This is a genomic window from Pseudomonas sp. W2-17 (assembly GCF_041060445.1).
GTDB lineage: Bacteria > Pseudomonadota > Gammaproteobacteria > Pseudomonadales > Pseudomonadaceae > Aquipseudomonas.
This window is the reverse complement of the sequence record NZ_JAUFNS010000026.1, coordinates 24938-48302: the sequence shown is the minus strand read 5'-3', so window position 1 is coordinate 48302 and position 23365 is coordinate 24938. Positions and strand designations below refer to the sequence as shown.

Annotated in this window: 24 protein-coding genes; 7 read left to right on the top strand and 17 right to left on the bottom strand. The window is 62.3% G+C overall.

The annotated features are described in order from the left end of the window. Nucleotides 1-32 precede the first annotated feature (32 nt). The 5 genes from QWI20_RS23940 to QWI20_RS23920 all read left to right on the top strand — a co-directional run bounded on the left by QWI20_RS23940 (nt 33) and on the right by QWI20_RS23920 (nt 5118). Entirely contained in the window at nt 33-1289 is a 1257-nt protein-coding gene (locus tag QWI20_RS23940; RefSeq protein WP_369307525.1) for an MFS transporter, read from the top strand. A gap of 82 nt (nt 1290-1371) precedes the next feature. Further along, the gene (locus QWI20_RS23935) at nt 1372-2667 is read left to right on the top strand and encodes a sensor histidine kinase (protein ID WP_369307524.1); all 1296 of its coding nucleotides are present in this window, start codon (nt 1372-1374) and stop codon (nt 2665-2667) included. Between the two features lie 257 nt (nt 2668-2924). Then, nucleotides 2925-3110, top strand: coding sequence for a hypothetical protein (locus tag QWI20_RS23930; protein ID WP_369307523.1), 186 nt, complete (start codon nt 2925-2927; stop codon nt 3108-3110). A 175-nt stretch (nt 3111-3285) separates the two neighbouring features. Then, on the top strand, nt 3286-4713 hold the full coding sequence (locus tag QWI20_RS23925) for an ATPase domain-containing protein (RefSeq protein WP_369307522.1): 1428 nt from the start codon (nt 3286-3288) through the stop codon (nt 4711-4713). Between the two features lie 45 nt (nt 4714-4758). Beyond that, complete coding sequence (locus QWI20_RS23920) at nt 4759-5118, top strand: response regulator (RefSeq protein WP_369307521.1); 360 nt, start codon at nt 4759-4761, stop codon at nt 5116-5118. A gap of 108 nt (nt 5119-5226) precedes the next feature. Here QWI20_RS23920 and QWI20_RS23915 read toward each other — a convergent pair whose 3' ends face one another. The 11 genes from QWI20_RS23915 to QWI20_RS23865 form a co-directional block, all read right to left on the bottom strand. Then, a complete protein-coding gene (locus QWI20_RS23915; RefSeq protein WP_369307520.1) occupies nt 5227-5463 on the bottom strand; it encodes a hypothetical protein in 237 nt (78 codons plus the stop codon). 95 nt (nt 5464-5558) lie between these two features. Continuing rightward, nucleotides 5559-6350 (bottom strand): amino acid ABC transporter ATP-binding protein, encoded by a 792-nt coding sequence (locus QWI20_RS23910; RefSeq protein WP_369307518.1) that lies wholly within the window; start codon nt 6348-6350, stop codon nt 5559-5561. Next, a complete protein-coding gene (gene ehuD, locus QWI20_RS23905) occupies nt 6343-6993 on the bottom strand; it encodes an ectoine/hydroxyectoine ABC transporter permease subunit EhuD (protein WP_369307517.1) in 651 nt (216 codons plus the stop codon). Before ehuD ends, QWI20_RS23910 begins: the two co-directional genes overlap by 8 nt. Beyond that, nucleotides 6990-7670 (bottom strand): ectoine/hydroxyectoine ABC transporter permease subunit EhuC, encoded by a 681-nt coding sequence (gene ehuC, locus QWI20_RS23900; protein WP_369307516.1) that lies wholly within the window; start codon nt 7668-7670, stop codon nt 6990-6992. The genes ehuD and ehuC overlap by 4 nt, the downstream gene beginning before the upstream one ends. Nucleotides 7671-7902: 232 nt before the next feature. Continuing rightward, nucleotides 7903-8775, bottom strand: a complete 873-nt coding sequence (gene ehuB, locus QWI20_RS23895) for an ectoine/hydroxyectoine ABC transporter substrate-binding protein EhuB (RefSeq protein WP_369307515.1) — start codon at nt 8773-8775, stop codon at nt 7903-7905. 64 nt (nt 8776-8839) lie between these two features. Next, nucleotides 8840-9274, bottom strand: coding sequence for a hypothetical protein (locus QWI20_RS23890; protein ID WP_369307514.1), 435 nt, complete (start codon nt 9272-9274; stop codon nt 8840-8842). 187 nt (nt 9275-9461) lie between these two features. Beyond that, nucleotides 9462-9983, bottom strand: a complete 522-nt coding sequence (gene msrA / locus QWI20_RS23885; RefSeq protein ID WP_346628222.1) for a peptide-methionine (S)-S-oxide reductase MsrA — start codon at nt 9981-9983, stop codon at nt 9462-9464. 133 nt (nt 9984-10116) lie between these two features. Continuing rightward, the gene (locus QWI20_RS23880) at nt 10117-11091 is read right to left on the bottom strand and encodes a GlxA family transcriptional regulator (RefSeq protein ID WP_369307513.1); all 975 of its coding nucleotides are present in this window, start codon (nt 11089-11091) and stop codon (nt 10117-10119) included. Between the two features lie 201 nt (nt 11092-11292). Beyond that, nucleotides 11293-11655, bottom strand: coding sequence for an ATP-binding protein (locus QWI20_RS23875; protein WP_369307512.1), 363 nt, complete (start codon nt 11653-11655; stop codon nt 11293-11295). After that, a complete protein-coding gene (locus QWI20_RS23870) occupies nt 11646-11957 on the bottom strand; it encodes a hypothetical protein (RefSeq protein WP_369307511.1) in 312 nt (103 codons plus the stop codon). Before QWI20_RS23870 ends, QWI20_RS23875 begins: the two co-directional genes overlap by 10 nt. A 380-nt stretch (nt 11958-12337) precedes the next feature. Then, nucleotides 12338-12649, bottom strand: a complete 312-nt coding sequence (locus tag QWI20_RS23865; RefSeq protein ID WP_369307510.1) for a cupin domain-containing protein — start codon at nt 12647-12649, stop codon at nt 12338-12340. 306 nt (nt 12650-12955) lie between these two features. Between QWI20_RS23865 and QWI20_RS23860 the strand changes: the two genes are divergently transcribed. Further along, nucleotides 12956-14086, top strand: coding sequence for an alkene reductase (locus QWI20_RS23860; RefSeq protein ID WP_369307509.1), 1131 nt, complete (start codon nt 12956-12958; stop codon nt 14084-14086). 602 nt (nt 14087-14688) lie between these two features. Here QWI20_RS23860 and QWI20_RS23855 read toward each other — a convergent pair. The 3 genes from QWI20_RS23855 to proP form a co-directional block, all read right to left on the bottom strand. Then, nucleotides 14689-15363, bottom strand: a complete 675-nt coding sequence (locus QWI20_RS23855) for an HAD family hydrolase (protein WP_369307508.1) — start codon at nt 15361-15363, stop codon at nt 14689-14691. A 92-nt stretch (nt 15364-15455) separates the two neighbouring features. Beyond that, entirely contained in the window at nt 15456-15698 is a 243-nt protein-coding gene (locus tag QWI20_RS23850; RefSeq protein ID WP_192172239.1) for a hypothetical protein, read from the bottom strand. A 171-nt stretch (nt 15699-15869) separates the two neighbouring features. Continuing rightward, nucleotides 15870-17372, bottom strand: a complete 1503-nt coding sequence (proP, locus tag QWI20_RS23845) for a glycine betaine/L-proline transporter ProP (RefSeq protein WP_369307507.1) — start codon at nt 17370-17372, stop codon at nt 15870-15872. A 407-nt stretch (nt 17373-17779) separates the two neighbouring features. On the opposite strand from proP, the gene QWI20_RS23840 reads away from it, so the two are divergent. Then, complete coding sequence (locus QWI20_RS23840; protein ID WP_192172237.1) at nt 17780-18376, top strand: trypsin-like peptidase domain-containing protein; 597 nt, start codon at nt 17780-17782, stop codon at nt 18374-18376. Here QWI20_RS23840 and QWI20_RS23835 read toward each other — a convergent pair whose 3' ends face one another. From QWI20_RS23835 to QWI20_RS23825, 3 genes are read right to left on the bottom strand one after another with little or no spacing between them, the layout of a single operon-like run. After that, a complete protein-coding gene (locus QWI20_RS23835) occupies nt 18377-19585 on the bottom strand; it encodes an HlyD family efflux transporter periplasmic adaptor subunit (protein WP_369307506.1) in 1209 nt (402 codons plus the stop codon). Then, nucleotides 19582-21741: a type I secretion system permease/ATPase gene (locus QWI20_RS23830; RefSeq protein ID WP_369307505.1), complete on the bottom strand. Its 2160-nt coding sequence runs from the start codon at nt 21739-21741 to the stop codon at nt 19582-19584. The genes QWI20_RS23835 and QWI20_RS23830 overlap by 4 nt, the downstream gene beginning before the upstream one ends. Further along, on the bottom strand, nt 21738-23192 hold the full coding sequence (locus QWI20_RS23825; protein ID WP_369307543.1) for a TolC family outer membrane protein: 1455 nt from the start codon (nt 23190-23192) through the stop codon (nt 21738-21740). The genes QWI20_RS23830 and QWI20_RS23825 overlap by 4 nt, the downstream gene beginning before the upstream one ends. Nucleotides 23193-23365 lie beyond the last annotated feature (173 nt).

The following is a 23365-nucleotide window of genomic DNA, read 5'->3' as shown; positions in this document are numbered from 1 at the left end:
CGTGAGCGTATTCCGTTCCCGGTAGAGCCGTCATGACCACGCTTTCTCAATCTCAGCCATCCCTCGTCGAAGAACACTGGAGGCGCAACCTGGCCGTCTGTGTGTTCGGCGCGTTCACCACCATCGTTGCGATGACCTTGCTGCTGCCGTTTCTGCCGCTGTATGTCGAGCACCTGGGCGTCACTGATCAGGCCGCCATCGTGCAGTGGTCAGGGGTGGCGTTTGGCGCGACCTTTCTGTCCGCCGCGCTGACCGCGCCGCTGTGGGGGCGGCTGGGTGATCGCTACGGGCGCAAGCTGATGCTGATTCGTGCCAGCCTGGGCATGGCGGTGGCGATGTCGCTGATCGGGCTGGCAGAGAACATTTATCAGTTGGTCGGGCTGCGTTTGCTGGCGGGGTTGCTCGGCGGCTATGCCTCCGGTGCGACCATTCTGGTGGCCACGCAGACGCCCAAGGCGCGCACCGGCTGGGCGCTGGGCATGCTCTCGTCGGGAATCATGGCCGGTAATCTGACCGGGCCGTTGATTGGCGGGCTGTTGCCGCCGCTGATCGGCATCCGCAGCACGTTCTTCCTGGCCGGGGGCGTGATCTTTCTGACCTTCCTTGCCACGCTGTTTCTGATGAAGGAGGCGCCTCGGCCCAAGCGTCAGACTGGCGTGGCGAAAGCGCCGGCTGTGCGGGCCTGGGACGTCATCGCGGACAGAAAACCGGTGCTGACCATGCTGGTTGTGGCCTGTCTGGTGATGTTTTCGATCATGTCCATCGAGCCGATCATCACTGTGTACCTGACCCAGTTGCACAGCGAAAACGTCACGCTGATGGCCGGGCTGGTGATGTCGGCGACTGCGCTGGCCAGCGTGCTGTCGGCCTCGCGCATTGGCAAGCTGGCCGACCGCATCGGCCACTGGAAAGTGGTCATCGGGTGTCTGACGGCGGCGGCTGTCTTGCTCATTCCCCAGGCGTTCGTCACCCATGCCTGGCAGCTGGTACTGCTGCGTTTTCTCATGGGCATTGCCCTGGGCGGCCTGTTGCCGTGCATTGCGGCCATCATCCGCCATTCGGTACCCGACGCCGTCGCCGGGCGCATGCTCGGCTACTCCACGTCCTGCCAGTACATCGGCCAGGTGCTGGGGCCACTGACCGGGGGATACCTGGGCGGGCATTTCGGCATGCCGGTGATCTTCATCGTCACCTGCCTGCTGATGGGCGGGTGCGCGGTCGGGATGTTGCTCATGCGTCCGCTGATTTCCAATGGGAACGGCTTCAGCCGGAAAGAGCGCGGCATTTGACAAAACCATGACATCCGGCACCGGATAATCGCCGCCGGTGGGGCCACGCCCCGGATTCGAGTACCGCCATGCACGGACCTTCATGGACATCAAACACAGCCTTAAACAACGGATTGTCATCGTATTTGCGTTGATGAGCGCGCTGGTCGCCGGGGTATTCGCCGTCGGCATCATCGCCACCGTGCACGTGGTCGAAAAGCGCCTGACGATCATGAGCCTGGGCGGCAATCTGCACCGGCTGCTGGCGGTGGACAGCGTCAACGACTGGCGCCACCGGCCGGAAAAAGACGAGTTATTCTACGCCGACGAGGGCGTCGGTGACCTCGCCATGAGCGACGACCTCAAGGGCCTGCGCCCGGGATTCCAGGAGTTCTTTCGCGGCAAGAAAGCCTATTACGCCATGGTCTCCGAGGTAAACGGGCGCCACTACGTGCTGCTGCGTGACCAGCGCAAATTCGAAAAGCGCGAGCGCATTCTGTTCGGTGTCGTGCTGGTCGGTTTCTTCCTCAGCGTGCTGTTGGCGGTGCTGCTGGGTCGGCTGCTCGCGTCCCGGGTGATCACGCCGGTGTCGCGCCTGGCCGGCCAGGTGCGTCATCGCGATCAGTTGCTGGAGATGGCGCCGGTGCTCGCCAGCGACTACGCCAACGATGAAGTCGGTGCGCTGGCCCGATCATTCGATGAAACCCTGGGCCGGCTGCGCGCCGCATTGAGCCGCGAGAAGCTGTTCACAAGCGACGTCAGCCATGAACTGCGCACGCCGCTCATGGTGCTGGCGACGTCCTGCGAATTGCTGATGGAATACCCCGCGCTGGACGACCGCTCCCGCACGCAGGTCAAGCGCATCGGCAAGGCCACGGCGGGTATGAACCAACTGGTCGAAACCTTCCTGCTGCTGGCGCGCACGGAGGGCAAGAACACGCCTCAGGGTCAGCGTTCTTCGCTGGTGCTGATTGCCGATGAGCTGGTGGACACCTGGCGCGCGCCCATCGAAGACAAAGGCTTGCGCTTCATCTATCAGCGCCACGACGGCGACGGTGAGGTCTACAACGCGCCTTTGCTGCGCTCGGTGATGGGCAATCTGCTGCGCAACGCCTGGCATTACACCGATCAGGGGTTCATCCAGCTGACCCTGCGCAGTGAGGGTTTCAGCGTCGAGGACAGCGGCATCGGCATCCCGCTGGAAAAACAGCAGGCCATGTTCCAGCCCTTCGTGCGCGGCGACGAGCAACGCGGGGAAGGGCTGGGCCTGGGGTTGTCGCTGGTCCAGCGCATCTGCGCCAATCAGCACTGGACCGTGACCCTGACCAGCCGCGATGACGGGGGATGCTGTTTTACCGTGTTGCTGAATCTGGATGACGCCGGGGAAAAGCGGGTGTGAGCGCCCTCCGTTTTGCGTTGTAACGACCGACGCCTTCCCGGCAGCAGGACCGGCTTCAGCCCGGAAGAGGCCAGTGGGTACAGTCCCAATTTTGCGCGGGACTATTGACGCCTTCCCGGCTAAAGCCGGTCCTACAGTCGAGGTCGTAGCCAATCCAGCTCGGTGCACACGACACCGTTCACTCCATTGGTCCGGTGAACCGCACGAGTGCCTGCCGGTGCGCTCCAACACCTGCCTCCCTCAATGGACCTGCAACCATGCGCCCAGACAGCTCATCACTTGTTCGCGGGACTGCTGACGACCAACCGGCAGACCGTGACGACACGCCTGAATACCCGCTGTCCGCACCCCTCAAGTCCGACGATCCCGAGCGGCGCACCGAGCAGTCCCAGGCCGAAACCGAAGGGTGTACCCCGGAAGCCGGATCCGATTCGGTCGAGTGATAATCACTCATATGAATGGATTAGCCGCAATGCCTGTCGGCGAATGCGTGTGAATCTGTCATGAGAATTGATGATTGCCCTTGGAAAGCTTCCTCAAAAACTCAATAATCCGTGATTAGTCGCGCACTTAACTCGCAATATTCACGACGCCAATACGCTGGCGGAGGAAGCAAATTTGAATCAGCTAAAACGCCTTCAGAGCGGAATCGAAGGGCTTGATGAGCTGCTAATGGGCGGTTTCGTTGCCGGATCCTCGTACATCATTCAGGGCCGACCGGGCTCCGGAAAAACCATCCTGGCCAACCAGATCGGTTTCAATCACATCCGCAATGGCGGCCGGGTGCTGTTCGCGACCCTGCTCGCCGAGCCCCACGAACGGCTGTTTCAGTTTCTTTCCACCATGAGTTTCTTCGACAAGGACCGCGTCGGCGACCAGATCCAGTTCGTGAGCGCGTTCGACACCATGGAAAACGACGGCCTCGATGAAGTCGTCAAGCTGCTGCGCCGGGAGATCGTCCGCCAGAAGTCCACGGTGATGATCCTCGACGGGCTGCTCAATGCCCGCTCCAAAGCCGAATCCACCCTCAACACCAAACGCTTTATCTCCGAATTGCAGGGCCATGCCGCCTTCGCCGGTTGCACGGTATTCTTCCTGACCAGCTCACAACTGGATGACGGCAGCCCCGAACACACTATGGTCGACGGCGTGCTGGAGATGGGCGAAGAACTGGTCGGCAACCGTTCCGTGCGCCGCATCAAGGCGCGCAAGACGCGGGGGAGCGGCGCCATCCCCGGCGCCCACGAATGCGAAATCACCGAAAACGGCCTGGTTGTCTACCCGCGCCTCGAAAGCACCATCACCCACTCGGCGTTGCGCGACAGTGCAGAATTCTGTGTCGTCCCCAGCGGCATCGACGCGCTGGACCCGTTGATCGGCGGTGGTCTGGTGGAATCGTCGGTGACCTTGCTCCTCGGCCCATCGGGCACTGGCAAGACCACGTTCGGCCTGAACTTTCTCGCTCGCTCGACGCCCGACGAACCGGGGCTGTTGTTCGGCTTCTACGAGTCGCCCCAGCGCCTACGGGTGAAGGCGGCGGCGCTCGGGCTGGACTTCGAAGCGCTGGAGCGCGCCGGTGCGCTGCACATTGCCTGGAAATCGGCGAGCGCCGAGTTGATCGACAAACTTGCCCTCGACCTGCTGACGATCGTCGAGCGGCAGGGCATCAAGCGGGTGTTCCTCGACAGCCTCGGTGGCATGGCCCGCGCTTCGGCCGATCAATCGCGTATTCTCGACCTCTTCAGCGCCCTGATGAGCGAGCTTCGCGCCCGTGGCGTCACGGTGGTTGCCAGCTGGGAAATCCGCGGCCTGATCGGCGGCAAGATCGACGCTCCGGCCCCTGACATGTCGGGCATTGTCGACAACCTCATGCTGATCCGCTTTGCGCAATCAACAGCGGGGCTGACCCGGCAACTGTCGATCCTCAAAATCCGCGACAACCCCTACGACCCGGCCCTACTGGACGTCTTGATTGGCGAGCAGGGTCTGACTGTGAAAAAGGCTGCGTTTCATGCCCTCGACGATTCAGGCAATGCGACGGCGTAACGGTTGTCTTCGAGCCGATGTTCGCTCGAAAGCGCGGAGGGCTGCATGACCACGATTCTGATTGTCGATGATGAATACCTCATCGCCGACATATTGAGCTTCGCGCTGGAAGATGAAGGCTACCTGACCGTCACCGCCAGCAGCGGATTGAAGGCCCTCGGCATTCTCGAACGCGAGCGCCCGCAGCTGATCATCACCGATTACATGATGCCCGGGATGAACGGCATCGAGCTGGCGGAAGCGGTGCGCGTGAATCAGAGCCTGGGGCAAATCCCCATTGTGCTGATGAGCGGCGCGCAGTCTCACCTGGGCATCGCCCGGCCCGATCTGTTCAGCAAGGTGTTCGACAAGCCCTTCGAGATCAGCGCGGTGCTTGAAGCGGTGCGCGCACTGCTGGACACCTAGGACCGGCTTCAGGGGTGGACACAATCGATGTTGCGGCGCGGCAAATGATGCCGGGAGTGGACACAGATTCAGGAAAGCAGGGCGGCCATTAGACCGCCCTGTGGCGAATCAACGGCCGTCAGCAACCTTGCGTTCGATTTCAGCCGATTTCTTGTTCAGCTCTTCGGCGTCCTGTTCCTTTTCACGAATGGAGGTCGGGGTGATGACTTCGTCCACTGCGCGGGTGTCGTTGTCCGGGTCGTTGAGGTCACGCTGCACGACGTTGACAGGTTTGCCAGCGCTGTCGAGGGTTGGCGCGTCAGGCTGTGTGACGTTGCGTGGGTCAACCGGGGTGTCGTTGCTCATGGATTCATTCTCGCTGTGGGGTATGAAGGTTGGATGTGTGAGCGGTCGGCGAGTTCGGTTTTTTTCCACGGCGCGCGAGCCTGACCCGCGGCCGATCAACGTTGCTCCACCAGATTGAGAAAGCGCCGCGTGCGCTCGTTGTCCGGGTCGACCAGCACCTCGGTGGGCGAGCCGTCGGCGACGATGCGCCCGGCCTCCATGAACAGCACGCGGTCGGCGATGTCCTGGGCGAACTTCATTTCGTGGGTCACCAGCAGCATGGTCATCTGCTGCTCGTGGGCGATGGCGCGGATCACCGCCAGCACTTCACCGACCAGCTCCGGGTCGAGCGCGGAGGTGACCTCGTCGAACAGCATCACCTGGGGCCGCATGGCCAGCGCCCGGGCGATCGCGACGCGCTGTTGCTGGCCGCCGGAAAGCTGCGCGGGATAGGCATCGGCCTTGTGGCTCAAACCGACCAGCCCAAGGTATTGATGGGCGCGTTCCAGAGCCTCTTCGCGGCTCAGTTTGAGCACCTGAAGCGGCGCTTCGGTGACGTTCTGCTGCACGGTCAGGTGCGGAAACAAGTTGAACTGCTGGAACACCATGCCGACGCGGTGCACCACCGGTGGCTTTTTCGCGCCGGGCCAGTGCCAGCCGCCGGATTTGGCCGGTACCGGCGCGCCGGCCACCTCGATGCTGCCGTGCTGATAGGCCTCAAGGCCCTTGATCAGACGCAGCACCGTGGATTTGCCCGAACCGCTGGGGCCGATCAGTGCGACTTTCTGGCCAGCGGGAATGCTCAGGTCGAGGTGATCGATGACCCAGGTCGCGCCGAAGTTTTTCACCACTTGCTTGAGGATGATCTGCGGCGAAGTGCCGGGCAGAGCGTGTGCGAGATCAGACATGGCTGCGCCTCTCGAAATATTTGAACAACAGGGAGGTTGGCACGCTGATCGCCAGAAACATCAGCGCCATCACCGTGTAGGGCTCGTTGTAGCGGTAGGTCATGCCGGCGATCTGTTTCGCCGCCTGAAACAGCTCGGGAATGGTGATCACCGCCAGCAGCGGGGTTTCCTTGAACATGCCGATCAGGTAATTGCCGAGCACCGGCAGCATCGGCTTGAGCGCCTGGGGCAGGACGATCCGTCGCCACGTGGTGGCGCTGTCGAAATCCAGTGCCCTGGCCGCTTCCCATTGACCCGCCGGCACGCCTTCGATGGCACCGCGAAAGGCTTCGGCAATGTAGGCCGCGTAATACAGCCCCAGCCCGATCACCCCGGTGGAAATTGGCGGCAGGGTCAGGCCGGCCAGGGGCAGGGCGAAGAACAGCACGTACAGCTGAACCATCAGCGGCGTGTGCCGAAAAAAGCTCAGGTAGCCGGCGCTCAGTCGTTGAACTCGCGCTTTTTTCGAGCGCTGGGCGATGGCCAGCAGCAGACCGAGCAGCACCGCCAGCAGGAAGCCGAGGATCACCACTTGCAGCGTCACCAGCAGCCCCTGAAACAGATCGGGGACGATGGACCAGGCGAAGGCGTAATCGAAGTTCATGGCGCCACCCCGCGACGCCAGTGGGTAACCCGTCGCTCATAGCGCTTGACCAGCCAACTGAGCGGCCAGGCCATGACGAAATAACACACCAGCACGATGCTCCAGATTAGCGTCTGCTTGCCCAGGGTGGTGATCAGTTGACCGCCGGAAAAGGTCAGGTCGCTGAGGGTGATCAGTGACACCAGCGAGGTGGTCTTCAACAGTTCGACCAGTTGATTGCCCATCGGCGGCAGCATGAAGGGCAACGCCTGAGGCAGGATGATTCGGCGAAACGCGGTGATCGCGTCGAAGTCCAAGGCCTTGATGGCGTCGCGCTGGCCCCGGGCGACATTGCTCAGGGCCGACCGCACGATTTCCGCACCGTAGGCGGAGAAGGTCAGGCCCAGGCCGAGAATGCCGGTGGTCATTGGCGCCAGGGTGATGCCGAACAGCGGCAGGATGAAGAACAGGTAAAACAGCAGCACCAGGGCGGATATGCCGCGCAGGATTTCAACGTAGACCGTCGCAATCCAGCGCAACGCGCGCCACGGCGACAGGCGCATCAGCGCAATAACAAACGACATCACCACCACGACGACCTGGGCGAAGAAGGTGATTTGAAGGGTAACCAGTGCGCCGTTCGCCAGTTGGCGGGCGATGAAGCGCGCGGTATCAAGGGTGGAAGCATCAAAAAGCATGGGCCGTACTCGTATGGGCTGGGGCCGTTATGTTGCGGGGTGAAAAATCAACTTTGCGGTGTGCCTATCGACGCCTTCCCGGCTAAAGCCGGTCCCACTGAATGCACGCGGTCTGTAGGACCGGCTTTAGCCGGGAAGAGGCCCGTACTGGCGCCCTCCATTTTGCGGTGTGCCCACCGACGTCTTCCCGGCTGAAGCCGGTCCTACAATGGCATCGGCATCGGCATCGGCATTAGCGGTTGCAGCGTTGCTCGGCCGTCACGTCTGCGGGTGGCAGTTCGTTTTCGGTGTAGCCGTATTTCTGCAGGATCTTCAGCAGGTCGCCGGACGCGCGCAGTTTCGCCAGTTGCTCATTGAACGCCTGGGTAAACGCCGGATCGTTTTTCGGCAGGCCGTAGGCGTGGTAATTCCAGGTCGGTTTGCCGTCGGCGTCCGGGATCTGCTCGAACGGCAGCGCCCGTTCAACCGGCGTGCCCTCGGCTTTTTTCAGCAGGCCGATGATTTCGGCATCCGGGAAGTACACCACGTCGACGCGATCGGCCTGCAGCGCGGCAAGGGCTTCGGTGTCCTTGTCGAAGAGCACGACGTTGCCATTGCTGATGCCGCTGTGCTTGGCTTCCTGGACCTGATTGCTGCCGGGCTGGGTCGCCAGCCGCGCCTTGCCGTTGGCCGCGACGTCCTTGAGGCTGTGCAGCTTCAGCGGGTTGCCGGCCTTGACCAGAAACGCGCCGCCGGAACGGGTGACCGGGTTGGAATAGCCAATCACTTTGCAGCGCGCCGGATTGATGAACAGGCCGGCACCGATCAGATCGAAACGACCTGCCGCGAGGCCCGGCACCAGCGAGCCGAACTCGGTGATCGGCAGTTCAACCTTGCTGATGCCCAGGGGCTCCAGAATGGCCCGGAGGATTTCGACGTTGGCGCCGACGATTTTCCCGTCAGTGCCCACGTACGCGTAGGGTTGCTCGTTGGCGATGCCGGCGGTCAGCCCCTGACTGCGGCCCTTTTCCAGCAGGCCGGCGACGGCGGAGAACGAAAACACGGCATTCAGCAGCAGGGCGGAGCCGAGTACGGCAGACAGCGACAGCGGTTTTAAGCCTTTCATCAAGTGCGCTCAAGAGTGGGAGTGAAGGGTCAGGTGCAGCGGTTGGCAACGCCAGGTGCTCCATTCATGGCGTCCAGATGTCCACGTCCTTGGCATCCACAGCAGTGGGCAATAGCCCGGCCTTGAAAAAGGCATCAGCGATCTTCTGTTGTTCGCCCAGTTGGTCGGCCTTCACCGGCTCGACCTGGTAGCTGCGATGGGCGTTGGCGGCCTCGACGGTTTCCACGTCCAGATTGCCCCACAGCGGGCCAAGCACTTGCGCGGCTTCCCGGGGGTGGCTTTTGATCCAGGTGATGTCAATGTTGTCTTTCCCCAGTGCCTCCTCGAGGGTGCCCTGGGTTTTGAGCAGCGTGATCAGGGTGGAGGATTTCTGGTAGCCGATGCGCACCGTTTCTCGAGCACTCGCCGACAGCGCGAAACCGCTCGCCATCGCAGCGACCAGGCCGGTCAGCAATGCGTTTCGAATGAACGTGCCAGCAGTGGTGCGAAGGATGGGCATGGCGGACTCGTGGCGAGTGAGGCGCGAAAGGGCGCAAGCCACGAATCATAAGGTTCTAAAAAGAATTCGCTAAATATCGTTTGGTTATTAGTTTATGCACGGATGCCAGTCGGAGACTGTGCTTCGGCGCTGACCGTCATGTTCGGGGGACCGCTCTGGCACGCGGCCCCCCATGAAAGTAAACCCATCAGGCGGTGGTGGCCTTGTCCCGTACTGGCAGTGTCCAGTTTGGGCGAATGAAATGGCAGGTGTAGCCGTTGGGGATGCGCTCCAGGTAATCCTGATGCTCGGGTTCGGCTTCCCAGAACGGCCCGGCCGGGGCAATTTCGGTGACGACTTTACCCGGCCACAGGCCCGAGGCATCGACATCGGCCACGGTGTCCAGGGCCACGGCTTTCTGCTGGTCGTTGAGGTAGAAAATCGCCGAGCGATAGCTTACGCCCCGATCATTGCCCTGGCGGTTCGGGGTCGACGGGTCATGAATCTGGAAGAAGAATTCCAGGATTTTGCGGTAGGAAATCTGCTCGGGGTCGAAGACGATTTCGATGGCTTCGGCGTGGGTGCCGTGGTTGCGATAAGTGGCGTTGTCGACGTCGCCACCGGAGTAGCCGACGCGGGTCGAGACGACGCCGGGGTAGCGGCGCAGCAAGTCCTGCATGCCCCAGAAGCAGCCTCCGGCAAGCAGCGCGGTTTCGGTGTGGGTGGTCATGGGCAAGTCCTTCCAGCGACTGAACGGTGTGTGTTTCAGACAAGCAGCGCAGTGTGCGTGTCTGCGAGCCTGTTGGCGAGTGTGCGGCGCAATGGCCGCCCTTGAAGATCAGATGACTGACGCGCGCACTCGTTCAGTCGCCGCCGAACTGCTGACGGTATTGGCCGGGCGTCACGCCAATGCGCTCGCTGAACGCCTTGCGCATGTGCCGCGCGCTGCCAAAGCCGCAGCGACTGGCCACGACCTTGAGGGGCAGGTCGCTGCCTTCGAGCAGTTTGCGTGAATGGTCGATGCGCGCGTTGAGCAGAAATTGCATGGGCGTCAGGCTGACTTCGCGCTGGAACGCCCGAGCGAAATTGCGCGGGCTCATCGCCGCCAGGTCGGCCATGCGCTGCACGGTGTAGGCCTCATCAATGTGGTCCACGACGTAGGCCTGCACCCGGGCGATCGCGCTGTCATCCCGGGGCACCGCCGCCAGCAACGGGCCGTAGGGCGTTTGTCCGCCCTGACGCTTCATCACCACCAGCAGCACTTTGGCGACCTCCAGCGCGACCTCTTTGCCGTGGTCTTCGGCGACGATGGCCAGGGCCATGTCGATCCCCGCTGTAATGCCGCCGGAGGTGATCAGGTTGCGGTCGACGACATAGATCTGTTCGGTTTCGACACGGGAGGCGGGGAAGCGCCGGGCCAGGCGCTCGACGTAGTTCCAGTGAGTGGTGCAGCGGTAACCGTCGAGCAGGCCGGCGTCACCCAGCAGAAACGCGCCGGTGCAGATCGCTCCGAAACGTCGGGCGCCCTGGGCAGCGGCCGGTAGCCAGGCGGTGAGCTGAGGATGGCTGACGCCGTACGCGCCCGGCCCGCCGGGGACCAGCAGCAGGTCGATGTCGCCCGGCAGATCGTTCAGCGCCAGGTCCGCCTGAACCTTGAGTCCGCAGGAGCTGCGGATGAGCAGTGGGGGTTGAGCCACGGTGATCAGTCGGTACTGCTTCTCCGGCGCCAGCAGTCGATTGGAAATCGAAAAAACGTCCATGGGGCCGGTCACGTCGAGCATGAGCACGTCGTTGAACAGCACCACCGCCACTGTTTTCTGCTTTGGAATGTCGCGCATGCCTTGATCGCCTTTCTGTTACCGCCACTGCCAGCGCAGGGGGCACGAGCCTGAATCCAGGCGGCATTCTAGGGGATTGCGCGAACGAATGTGAATGATTGGCGTTTGGACGCAATCGGGGGTGTGCGGCGTGTCTGCCGCGGCTGATCGAACGGGCTTGATGAGGCGTCGTTGGGGAATGGCTAGCTGGCTGGCAGCCTTTCAGTAACAGCACGTCGGCAGCTGAATGCGAATGCGTGCGCCTCCGCTGGCCGAGGCTTGTGCCCAAATGCGCCCGTGATGGGCGTCGACCACCGCGCGACAGATTGCCAGCCCGACGCCGAGGCCGCTGCTCTTGGTGGTACAGAACGCGCCGAAGATCTGCTCGCGGCGGTCTGCCGGGATGCCCGGACCGTTGTCTTCGATGCACACTTCGACGCCGTCATCGAGGGTGAACGAATTGATGCGCAGGACAGCGGCGTCGCGGCCATAGCTGGCCATGGCTTCCACGGCATTGGTGATGAGGTTGACCAGCAGCTGCTGCAACTGAACGGCGTCGGCGACGATGGATTGGTCTACAAACAAACCGGTTTCGAGCCGCACCCGCTGGGCGGTGAGCGCAGGCTGGCGGCGGCATTGGCGGCGATGCCCAGCAGGGGCTGGCAGATTTCATGGGCGATGGAGGCGCTGAACTCGGCCATCTTGCGGGCGTGAAGGCTCTGGGCGTAATCGCTTTGCCCGGCGGCGTCCTGATGGCAGACGGGAGTGATGCGCGCGGCCGGGCGCGCAAGGGGCTGCAGAGAAGGGTGCCGAATCGCCTCCGGCCAGTGTTGTTCCGCTGGCAGCGGGAAGCGGTCATAAAGAGGAGATTGATGTTCGTCCAGCATCGTAGCCCCCGGCGGTTCGAAGTCCTGTGCTTCGTCGCGCTTGAGTATACGCAGCGTGTCCGGCTTGAAACGGCGGCGAAGGCGCTTTGGCAGGAACAGGCACCCTGATGTCTGTCAGGGTCCCCACAGCACCTGCCGACTGAGTCACCGCGAGCAGATGATGGGACCGCGATCAACTTGCAGGACTGGCTTTAGCGGGGAACGCGTCAGATGTCACACCGTAACATTGATGGTGTACTCACCGGCCTGTTCCCGGCTGAAGCCGGTCCCACTAGGGTATGCGGTGCCACTGATGGGCGCGGTGTTTTAGTGGGACCGGCTTCAGCCGGGAAGGGGCCCTTTCGAGCACCCTCGATTTTGCGGTGATCAGGCGGCCTGGTTCAGACGCTGCCCTCGCTTTCGATCACCAGAATCCGCGCTTCACCCAACGGGTGGGCAACGTGGGCCGTGCCGATGGAGGCGTAGAAAATATCCCCCGTTTGCAGCACGGTTTTATGCTCGACACCGTCCTGCTTGAAGCGCATCTCCACTTGCCCGTCCAGCACCACAAACACCTCCTGACCGTCATTCACGTGCCATCTGTAGGGCTGATCCGTCCAGTGCAGTCGCGTGGTGATGCCGTTCATGCTGGCGATGTCCAATGCGGCCCACGCGCGGTCACCGGTGAAGTCTTTGCTGCGGATGATGTTCATGGAGTGCCTGTTCAGGGTGTGGGGTGGCGACCGGTGAGCCCACTGGTATTGCCGAGAGTCGACCAACGTTCGATTCGCGGAATCATAAGGCCGCGACAGCTGAGTGCAACGGGTCGTCAGGGTGGGTGGGCTCAAAAGCGCAAGATTCTGCAAATAGCGTTGTCTGCCGCCGATGTCCGGAATCATTGCGGATCTGACATTGCCGGGTCTGCAGGTGCGCTTTAGACTCCCGGCCATCCACTAGACGACTGGTCTACGCAGACCGATCTGGTCATCACTTTCAAAGCCTTGAACGGAGTATTAGCCATGGCCACGCAACCCTTGCTCACCCACGTAACGCTGGGTCGGCACGTGCTGAAAAACCGCATTGCCTTCCCGCCGCTGACCCGCCAGCGAAGCCTTCAACCGGGCGATATCGCTTCGGACCTGATGGCGACCTACTACCAGCAGCGTGCGTCCGCCGGTTTCATGATCACCGAAGGCACCCAGATCGAGCCGCGCGGCCAGGGCTATGCATGGACGCCGGGCATCTACAGCGCCGAGCAGGTCGAAGGCTGGCGCAAAGTGACCGATGCGGTGCACGCGGAAGAGGGCGTGATCTTCGCTCAGCTCTGGCACGTGGGCCGCGTGTCCCACCACGCGTTGCAGCCCAACGGCGAAGCGCCGGTTGCCCCATCGGCGATCCCGGCAGCCAACGCCAAGGCGTTCATCGAAACGGCGCCGGCCGCAGGACAGCTGGTGGTGCCGCCAACGCCTCGCGCCCTGACGGTCGAAGAAATCCGCGAGTTGGTGAAGCTGTATGCCCAAGCCGCGAAAAACGCAATTGAAGCGGGTTTTGACGGCGTGGAAATTCACGCGGCAAACGGTTACCTGGTCAACCAGTTCATCTCCGAGCACGCCAACCACCGCGATGACGAATACGGCGGCTCGCTGGAAAACCGCCTGCGCTTCCTGCGCGAGATCGTCACTGCCGTCGCCGAAGCCGTAGGCGGGGACCGTCTGGGCGTGCGCTTCGCACCTCTGTTCGCCAGCACCGATGAAGAACGCGTCTACATCGGCTTGGTGGAAAGCGATCCGCACCACACCTACGTCGAAGCCATCAAGGTCCTGGAGAACGCAGGTGTCGCCTACGTCTCCATCGCCGAAGCCGACTGGGACAACGCCCCCGAACTGCCGGACACCTTCCGCAAAGCCATCCGTGAAGCCTTCACCGGACGCATCATGTACGCCGGCCGCTACACCGCCGAGCGCGGCAACCGCCTGATCGACGCCGGCCTGGCCGACCTCATCGCCTTCGGCCGCCCCTTCATCGCCAACCCTGACCTGCCGGCCCGCATCGCCAACGGCTGGCCCCTGAACCCCGTCAACCCGGCCACGTTGTATGGCGGGACGGAAGAGGGGTATATCGACTACCCGGTTTATAAAGCGGGTGAATGAAGGCAGGGTGGGTTAGCCGATTGGGGTGACGCGGAGCGTCGGAGGATGCATTCCCACGCGGAGCGTGGGAATGATCACTTGTGGAGTCAGCGGGATAGAGTTTGAAGATCAAAACTGATGGCGCCTGAACTGGCGTCTTCCCGGCTGAAGCCGGTCCCACTAAGAGCAGCGCGTGCATTCAGCGAAATTGGGGGTGATCAGGCCTGCGTCTTCCCGGCTAAAGCCGGTCCCACTAAAAGCGACGCGTTCAGTCAGTGGGACCGGCTTTAGCCGGGAAGCTGTTGATCTGCCCTTGATTTTGATCTTCGTACACAAAAGGCTCAGTCACCGCCAAACGCGACTTGGGTGCAGGCTGAACGCAGGTCTCGCGCAGTGGGCCGAGCCGCATGGATGCGGCGAGAGCGCCGTCAGGGCATGGATGCCCGTTCGGCGCGGGCCCACGGAGCGGGACCGGAGTGAAGGAACCCTGACGAAGGAAGGGCCAAACCGAGAGCAGGCACCCTTGGTTACTTGGGGTGCTTTTCCAAGTAACTCGCCGAAGGCGAAACCGTCTGCCCCCAGGCAGACGCCCTTGATCTTGATCTGAAAAAAACGCTGTAAACCTAATCCCGCGTCGCGATCTCATCGAGATGGTTGAGCAGCGCCAGCGGATCTTCATACACCCGCAGCGCCCCCGCGCGCTCCAACTCGCTCACATCATACCCGCCCGACAACAGACCAATTCCCGTCGCCTTACACCGCCGCGCCGCCAGCATGTCCCAGATCGCATCACCGATCACCAGACAATCCTCGATCTTCGCGTCGATCTTCTTCGCCGCCGTCACAAACAAATCCGGGTCCGGCTTGCCGTTCTTCACATCATCGCGCGTGATCAGATTGATCTTCTTCGGGTCCAGCCCCAACGCCTTCAAATTGATCTTCGCCGTCGACATCTCCCCACTCGTCGCGATGCACCAGGGAAAACCCTCATCGTCCAGCGTCTTCAGCAAATCAACAGCGCCAGGCAAAGCAATGATCTGATCCTGGGTTCTCTCATACGCCTCGGCGTGCCGTTTACTCAACCGCTCGGCCTGCGCCTCACTGATCTGCATCCCGGTTTCCCGGGACAGCATCTTCAGCATCAAACCGCCGCTCATGCCGATCTTGCGGTGGATTCGCCACATCGCCAGCGGAATGTTTTCCGAATCGAGGGCTTCTTTCCACGCCGTGACGTTCTGATAAACGCTGTCGGTCAGGGTGCCGTCGAGGTCGAAAAGAAAGGAAGTATTGGATCGCATGGTGTGGCTCCGTTGGTAAACATGTCATCCGCTGACAATGGCTAAAAATAAAAGGGACGCGCCCGGCGCTCAGGCAAGCTGCATAAAGCTGATCAGGACAACCCGAGCGTCAGCCGCTTCAACCGCGACTCCACGACGGCGTCATAGAATTCCGAAAGCTGCTCGGCCTGCTGCGCGTCAATTCCCCCGCAGCAACGCAAACCGAGCACGAACCCATTGGCCTGAGCGCCGCTCTTGACCACATCGATGGTCGAGCCAGAGGCGCGTATGTCGGCCAGGATCATTTCGCTTTGCGGTCGTAGCACGGGGGGCAAGTGATCAATGATGTCGGTCATGGGGAGGCTGCCTTTCAGTTCTCTGTCCGCCTGTCAGTGCCTGCACAGAAGCGGGTGAATGCTCATGCAAGACCTGACCGGGAGAGGGACGCAGCGGTTCCGACAAATTTGCCGAAATGGCCGCGAACGGCAGGGGATACTGTCGCGGCCATCTGTTTGGATAAGTTGCGGTCAATCTATACGCGGGTGCTGCTGAACCAGGCTCTCGCGTTTGGCTTGCAACTCGGCAATCTGCGTGTCGATGTCTTCGATCTTCTGTTCGATATTGTCGTGGTGCTCCTGCAGCAGCTCACGGGCTTCGTTGAGGTCCGATGCCGCCGGCGCTGCGCCACGCAGAGGCTTGTTGGCGGTTTCCTTCATGGTCAGGCCGGTGATCAGGCCCACCACTGCGACGACCATCAGGTAGTACGCCGGCATGTACAGGTCCTGGGTGGTTTCAACCAGCCAGGCGACCACGGTCGGGGTCAGGCCCGCGATCAACACGGACACGTTAAAGGCGCTGGCCAGCGCGCTGTAACGGATGTGGGTGGGAAACATCGCCGGCAGCGTCGAGGCCATGACCCCGATGAAGAAGTTGAGGATCACCGCGATCATAAGCAAGCCGGCGAAGATCAAGCCGAGCTGACCGCTGTTGATCAGTTTGAACGCCGGAATCGACAGCACCAGCAGGGCGATGCTGCCGGCAATGATGAAGGGACGACGGCCGATCTTGTCACTGAGGAAACCAATCAGCGGCTGCACGAACAGCATGCCGACCATGATCGCGACGATGATCAGTACGCCGCGGTTCTCGCTGTAATGCAGGTTGTGCGAGAGGTAGCTGGGCATGTACGTCAGCAGCATGTAGTAAGTGACGTTGGTCGCCGCGACCACGCCGATGCAGGTCAGCAGGCTGCGCCAGTGCTTGGTGGCGACTTCCTTGAACGACACTTTCGGGCCGTGGGCCAGGCCTTCGCGGTCACCCTGTTCGAGTTTTTCCACGTGCTGCTGGAACGCCGGGGTTTCTTCCAGGGCGTTACGCAGGTAGAGGCCGATCATGCCCAGGGGCAGGGCGAGGAAGAACGGCAGGCGCCAGCCCCATTCGAGAAACTTCTCTTCACCCACCACAGAGGAGATGAGCACCACGACACCGGCACCCAGTACGAAACCGGCGATCGAGCCGAAGTCCAGCCAGCTTCCGAGGAACCCGCGTTTGCGGTCCGGCGCGTATTCAGCCACGAAGATCGAGGCGCCGGTGTATTCGCCACCGACCGAAAAGCCCTGGGCCATCTTCGCCAGCAGCAGCAGGATCGGCGCCCAGATGCCAATCGATTCATACGAGGGAATCAGCCCGATGGCGAAGGTGCTGAGGGACATGATGACGATGGTCGCGGCGAGGACTTTCTGTCGCCCGTACTTGTCGCCGATGGCGCCGAAGAACACGCCGCCAATGGGGCGAATCAGGAAGGGCACGGAAAAGGTCGCGAGGGCCGCGATCATCTGCACGCTGGGGTCGGCGCCGGGGAAGAAAATCTTGCCCAGTGCGTAGGCCACGAAGCCGTAGACGCCGAAGTCGAACCATTCCATTGCGTTGCCCAGGGCAGCGGCCGTGATGGCCTTCCGCATCTTGGCATCGTCGACAATAGTGATGTCTTGCAACCCGATCGGGTTGACGGTTTTCTTGCGTGATCTCATAAAAGTCCCGGCAGGTAGAGGTGTGACGTTGCGACAGCGTGGCGATCAGATCTCTGGCCTTGGCAGCGGGCGCCCTCCGTTTGGAGGGGCCGTACTGTCGTAATAGTGGCAGGCTGATCAGCATCAGATAGGCGCAGAGCGTGAATAATTCAGAGACATCTTCATTTTCTTCAAAATACATACAAATGAATGATTCATCGACCAGACCGATCAATTGATAGATCCAAATAGGTTGGATCCAATAAGCTGAGTGCATTACCGCTAGTCGGACGGTAGTTAAACTCTATTGCCAGAGTGATGGCGCAATGACATATTCGCTCCCGTCATCCACCCTCACTACGGAAATCCAGATGCGCCCCTTCAAGTCACTTGTTGCAGCCTCAGTGCTGATCAGCGGGTGCAACGGAATGCCCACCGCTTTTACCCAGGATCCTGTCTTTGACCAAGCCTTCGTCGTCCACTCCGGTGCGCCGTTGCCCTATCTGTTGATGGGCACCGCGATCCAGTGGAATGAAGATTATGCGGTGACCGTCAAACACATCCCTTACATCTCGGGCGCGGTGTTTCAGGGGCAGGGCGACGTGCAGTTCTTCAAGCACAAGGCCGATTCCGTTCCGATGTGGCGTTCATACCAGCCGGGTGAAGAGCTCACCTCCGTGGGTTACAACTCCGCTTACATGTCGGTGAAAGGCACAGGCCATGCGCTGCCGGCGATGGTTCGCCTGGACGCCAAAGAAGGCAACGTGATGTACGGCACCCATGATGGCCCAGTGGCCAAGGGCATGTCGGGCGGTCCGGTATTCGCCGCAGATGGCAAGGTGGTGGGGATCACCGTGGCGTTGCTGACCTCCAGCGACCTGGCCAAGATCAAGCGTCCGGACCTGGCCAACCAGCCACGGATCAGCATTTTCATGCCGTACAACGAAATCAACCGCGAGTGGACCCGTTACATGGCGCAGCTCAAGCCTGCCACGCCAGCGCCGGTTCATCTCGCGGTCAACTGATCAACGCTCGCGCAGGGCTTCACGGGCGCGGTTGAGGGGTTTGATCAGGTAGTCCAGCACGGTTTTTTCACCCGTGCGGATGTCCACGGTGGCGATCATCCCGGGGACGATCGCAAAGGTCTTGCCCGCCTTGTTGCGCAGCACATCCGAGTCCGTACGGATAAACACGCGGTAGTAGAAGATTTCCGGCTTGACCTCATCCTGAATCGTGTCCGGCGAAATGGTCACCACCTTGCCGTCGAGGCTGCCGTAGATCGAATAGTCGTAGGCCGTGATTTTCACCTTGGCCTGCTGCTCGGGATGAATGAAGGCAATGTCCCGGGGCGAGATGCGGGTTTCGATCAGCAGCTGCTCATCCAGCGGGACGATCTGCATCAACTGCCCATTGGGCGGCACGACCCCGCCGATGGTGGTGACTTTGATGTCCTTGACGATGCCGCGCACCGGCGAGCGCAAGGTCAGGCGTGACAACGAATCGCTGCGCCCACGGATCACCGCTGACAGCATCTGCGCCTCGGCATTGGCTTTGGCCAGGTCTTCGCGGGCATGCACCATGTACTCCGAACGCGCCTCGGTGGCCTTGAGCTCAAGCTCGGAGCGCTGGCGGTTCAGGCGCAGCACTTCGACCCGGCTCGACGCGCCGATCTTCGCCAGGTTCTCGGTGATGTCCAGTTCGCTGCGCACCAGCTTCAGCGAGCTTTCGATGCCGGTGAGGGTTTCGCTCAGGCCCCTGCGCCGGGCGTTGAACAACTCTGTCTCGGCGCGGCGCAGCTCCGGGTACTTGTCCAGCGAGGCGTCGAAGGTCAGCGGTTTCTCGCTCACTTCCGCCTGCAGCCGATTGACGCTGGCCAGCGCCGCCCGGTACTTGGCCTCGCTTTCACCCACGTTCGACTCACTTTTGACCGCATCCAGCTGCGCCAGTACCTGACCGCGCTCGACCAGCGTGCCTTCGCTGACGTTCAGCTCCTTGATAATCCCGCCCTCCATGGACTGAATCAGCTGCTCCCTGGAACTGGGCACCACCTTGCCGGTGCCGGTGGACACTTCCACCACCTGAAACCAGGCCGCCCAGGCGATAAAGCACGCCAGCATCAGCGCGCAGGTCCAGATCACCCGCACGCTCCCGGTGATGCTGCGCTCGTCCTTGCCGTCGAGGTAGGTGATCTGGTCGGCGAGCCGTGGGGTTTGCTCCGTGGTCAGTGCGTTCATGCCTGCGCTCCTTGCGGCTGTCTGAGTCGGGTGAGGGCGGCGTCGCGATGGTCATCGATGACGATGCGGCCGTTGTCCAGCACGATGATCCGTTCCACCAGTTGCAGCAGGCTGACCCGGTGCGTGGCGACGATCAGCGTACGGCCCTGGCACCAGGTCGACAGTTTCTCCAGCAGCTGGCGTTCGGTGATGTCATCCAGTGACGCCGTGGGTTCGTCCAGCAGCAGCACCTGGGGCTGGCGAATCAGCAAGCGTGACAGCAGCAGGCTCTGGCGCTGACCACCGGACAGGCCCAGTCCACCCTCGAGAATCAGATGGTCCATGCCCTTGGGCATCTGGCGGACGAACTCCAGCGCGCCGGTCACCGACAGGGCAGCGATGATTTCCTGATCGCTGGCCTGACCCGCGCCGAGGGTGAGGTTGTCCCGCAGGGTGCCGTGAAACAGCCGCGCCTGCTGCGACATCAGGCCGACGTCCCGGCGCAGGTCGGCCGGGTCCAGGTGGGCGATGGCGATGCCATCCACGGTGGTCTCGCCGCTGGACAAATCCATCGCACCGGCCAGCGCCTGCAGCAGCGTCGACTTGCCCGCGCCGTTGCGCCCCAGAATGGCGACGCGCTCACCGGGCCGAATGTTCAGATTGATGCCACTCAGCGCGGGCGATGCCTCTTCGCTGTACTTGAAACCGGCCTGACGCAACACGTAATCGCCACGAATGGCGGGCAAATGCACGCGCTGGCTGCCTTCGGGGTGATCGACCGGCATCTGCATCAGGCGATTGAGCCCCTGCAGCGCGACTTTCGCCTGTTGCCAGCGGGTCAGCACGTGGGTCAGTTGCGCCATTGGCGCCATCATCCGCGAGGCCAGCATCGAGGCGGCCACCAGGCTGCCGGTGGTGAGGTTGCCGCCAATCACCATGGGCGCACCGAACACGATGACCACGGCAAAGACCGCGCCCTGCACGTTCTGGGTCCAGGCCACCAGGCTGTTGGTCAGCGAACGCAATTTCAGGCTGCTGTCGGCAGACGCGGCGTTGTAGTGATTCCACTGCTGCTGGAAACGTTGCTCGGCCTGCAGCGCCTTGATGTCGTCCATGCCCTGCACGGTTTCCACCAGCATCGCGTTGCGCAGCGCGGCTTCGCGCATCGAGGCATTGGCCAGCCGCGCGAGCTTGCGTTGGGCGAGCACGCCGGGCAGCACCATCGCCACCAGCGCAACCAAAGGGATCAGCACCAATGGCCCGCCGATCAGATAGAACACCAGCAAGAACAGAAAGAAGAACGGCATGTCCGCCAGTGCCGTGGCAGTGCTGGAAGTGATCAGGTCGCGGATCTGCTCCAGCTCGCGCAGCTGCGAAATGAACGAGCCGGTGGATTTTGGCCGCGCCGAGTTACGCAGGCGCAGGGCGTGGCCGAAGACCAGGTCCGACACCCGCAGGTCGGCGCGCTTGCCCATCACGTCGGTGATGCGCAGACGCATGATGCGCATGACGAAGTCGAACACCAGCGCCAGCATCACACCGCCGAACAATACGTACAGCGTCGGCAGGGACTCGGCGGGAATCACCCGGTCGTAGACCTGCATGGAAAACAGCACCCCGGCCATGCCCAGCAGGTTGGCGACCAGCGACGCCAGCATCACCTGCCGGTAAGGGCGCAGGTCACTGAGGACGATGCGCCGGAACCAGTGCTCGTCGTAGGGCTTGATGTAGTCGTCGGTGCGCACGTCGCTCAGGGGTTGGATGGGCCGCAGGATCACCGTGCGCAGCGCCTGCTCGGCAAGCACGACCGGGTCGATGCGGCTTTGCAGGCCCTGATCGCCGCTGTACGCGATGCCCAGTTCGCCTTGCTCGCTGACGCTTTCGATCACCCCGACCTGGCCGTCGCGCAGTTGCACCAGCAGCGGCGTGCGCCAGCGCGACAGGCTCTTGCGGTCGTAGCTGGCGAACTTGACGCTCAAGCCCGCCTGGCGCGCCATGTAGCGCACCACTTCTTCGACACGGCCCTCGCTGTTGGTCGATGCCAGGCGAATGCTTTCCGGGGATACGTCGAGGCGGTAATGCCGGGCGACGCTGAGGATGGCTTCCAGCCACGGCGAATAATCCGGACGATCGGGGCCTGCCGCAGGGGCTTCGGGGATGACGATGGTCTCGGTCATGGCAGGATCTCCACGTGCTGGATGGTGCTGTGATCGATGCCGAACGCGCGGCGCAGCGCACCGCTGTTGTACAGGCAGTCGATTTGCAGGCGGCGCAGGTCGGCCTGGGTGTTGGCCAGGTCGAAGCGCGACTGGTGGATTTCCTGCTCGGCGTTGAGCAGATCGAGCAGCGGCCGGGTGCCCAGTTCCAGGTACTGCCGGCCGTACAGCTCGCGGGCCTCGGTGATGCTGGTCTGCCGGGATTCCAGCGAGCTGAGCCGGCGCGTCAGGCCGGATGTCTGTGCCTGCGCTTCGCCCAGCCCTTGCCGCGCCTGCAGGCGGGCGGTGTCTTCGGCGGAATCGGCGGCGGTCAGCGCATAGTTGGCGGCGCGGCTGCGGGCGCTGATGGCGCCACCCTGATAAATCGGCACTTCCAGGTTGAGAAAGATCCCGGCCTGGGTGCGATTGATCCTCGAGTTCTGGTCGTCGTAGTGATCGTCCAAAAATTGGTTGATGGACGGCTGCAACGACAGTGTCGGATAGGCTTCGGCTTTGGCCTGGGCCAGTTCTGCCTGAGCCTGGGTGCGCTGGGCCGCGGCTTGCAGCACGGCGGGGAGGGCGTCTGTGCTCACGGGCGCGGTGCAGGCGTCGGTCATCGAGGGCGTGAAGGTGTCGCTGACCTGGGGCGGGGTCTGCCGACCGAGGAGGTTGGTCAGCGTCGACTGCCAGCGCGCGTACAGCGCTTTGTACTCCTGCAGCGTGGCCATGCCACCCTCGGCGCGGGACTGCGCCTGAACCACATCGGAGCGAGTGCTCGCGCCCATGTCGCTGCGCTGTTTGGCCAGTTCGACGATGTCGCCGATGCCGCGGATTTGCTCCCGGGCGATGTCCACCAGGTGCTGGTAGCGCTGGACCTCGATGTAGGCGAACGCGGTGTCGCGGCTGACCTGATCGATGGTCAGCAGGATGCTTGCCTGACTGCGCGCTACCTTGGCCCGGGCCGCTTCGACCGAGTTCGACACCTTGCCGAAATCGTAAAGCATCTGTTTGAGGGAGATGCTCACCGACTGGCTGCCGTCGTCGCTGCCGTAGCCGCTGGTGTAACCGCCTTTGATCCCGCCGGAAATCTGCGGGTAGTAACCGGCTTCGGCCACGTTGATGCCCTCGGCCTGTTGATACAGCGTGCCGATCGCTTCGCTGATGCTGGGGTGCCAGTCAACGGCGAGCCTGACCGCCTGTTCGAGGCCCAGGGTCTGGCTGTCTTCCTTGACCATGACCGCCCCGGGCCCGGAACGGTCATTTGTATTCCCCTTGGCACTGCTTTTGTCGCTGCCTTTGGCACTCCTATTGTCACTGCCCGCAGGCCCATTGCCCTTGGGGCGCTGATCCGCAGGCTTAGCCTGCAGGCGCGACGGGCTGATGCTGCGCAGGCCGGGATCGATCTGATCCTCCGCCACCGCAACGGAAAACATCGGGTGACACAGGCCGAGGGTCAGAACGACCGCCGGCCATTTCTGCTTGCGAACGCGCTCCACATGGCTTCCTTACTGTACGAATACAGAGCTTCCCTATTAGTGAATCAACCGGCCGACCCAATCAATCGGCCGGTTGAACCCCGCCGCTGGCAGCGCCAGGCGGCGGGCCG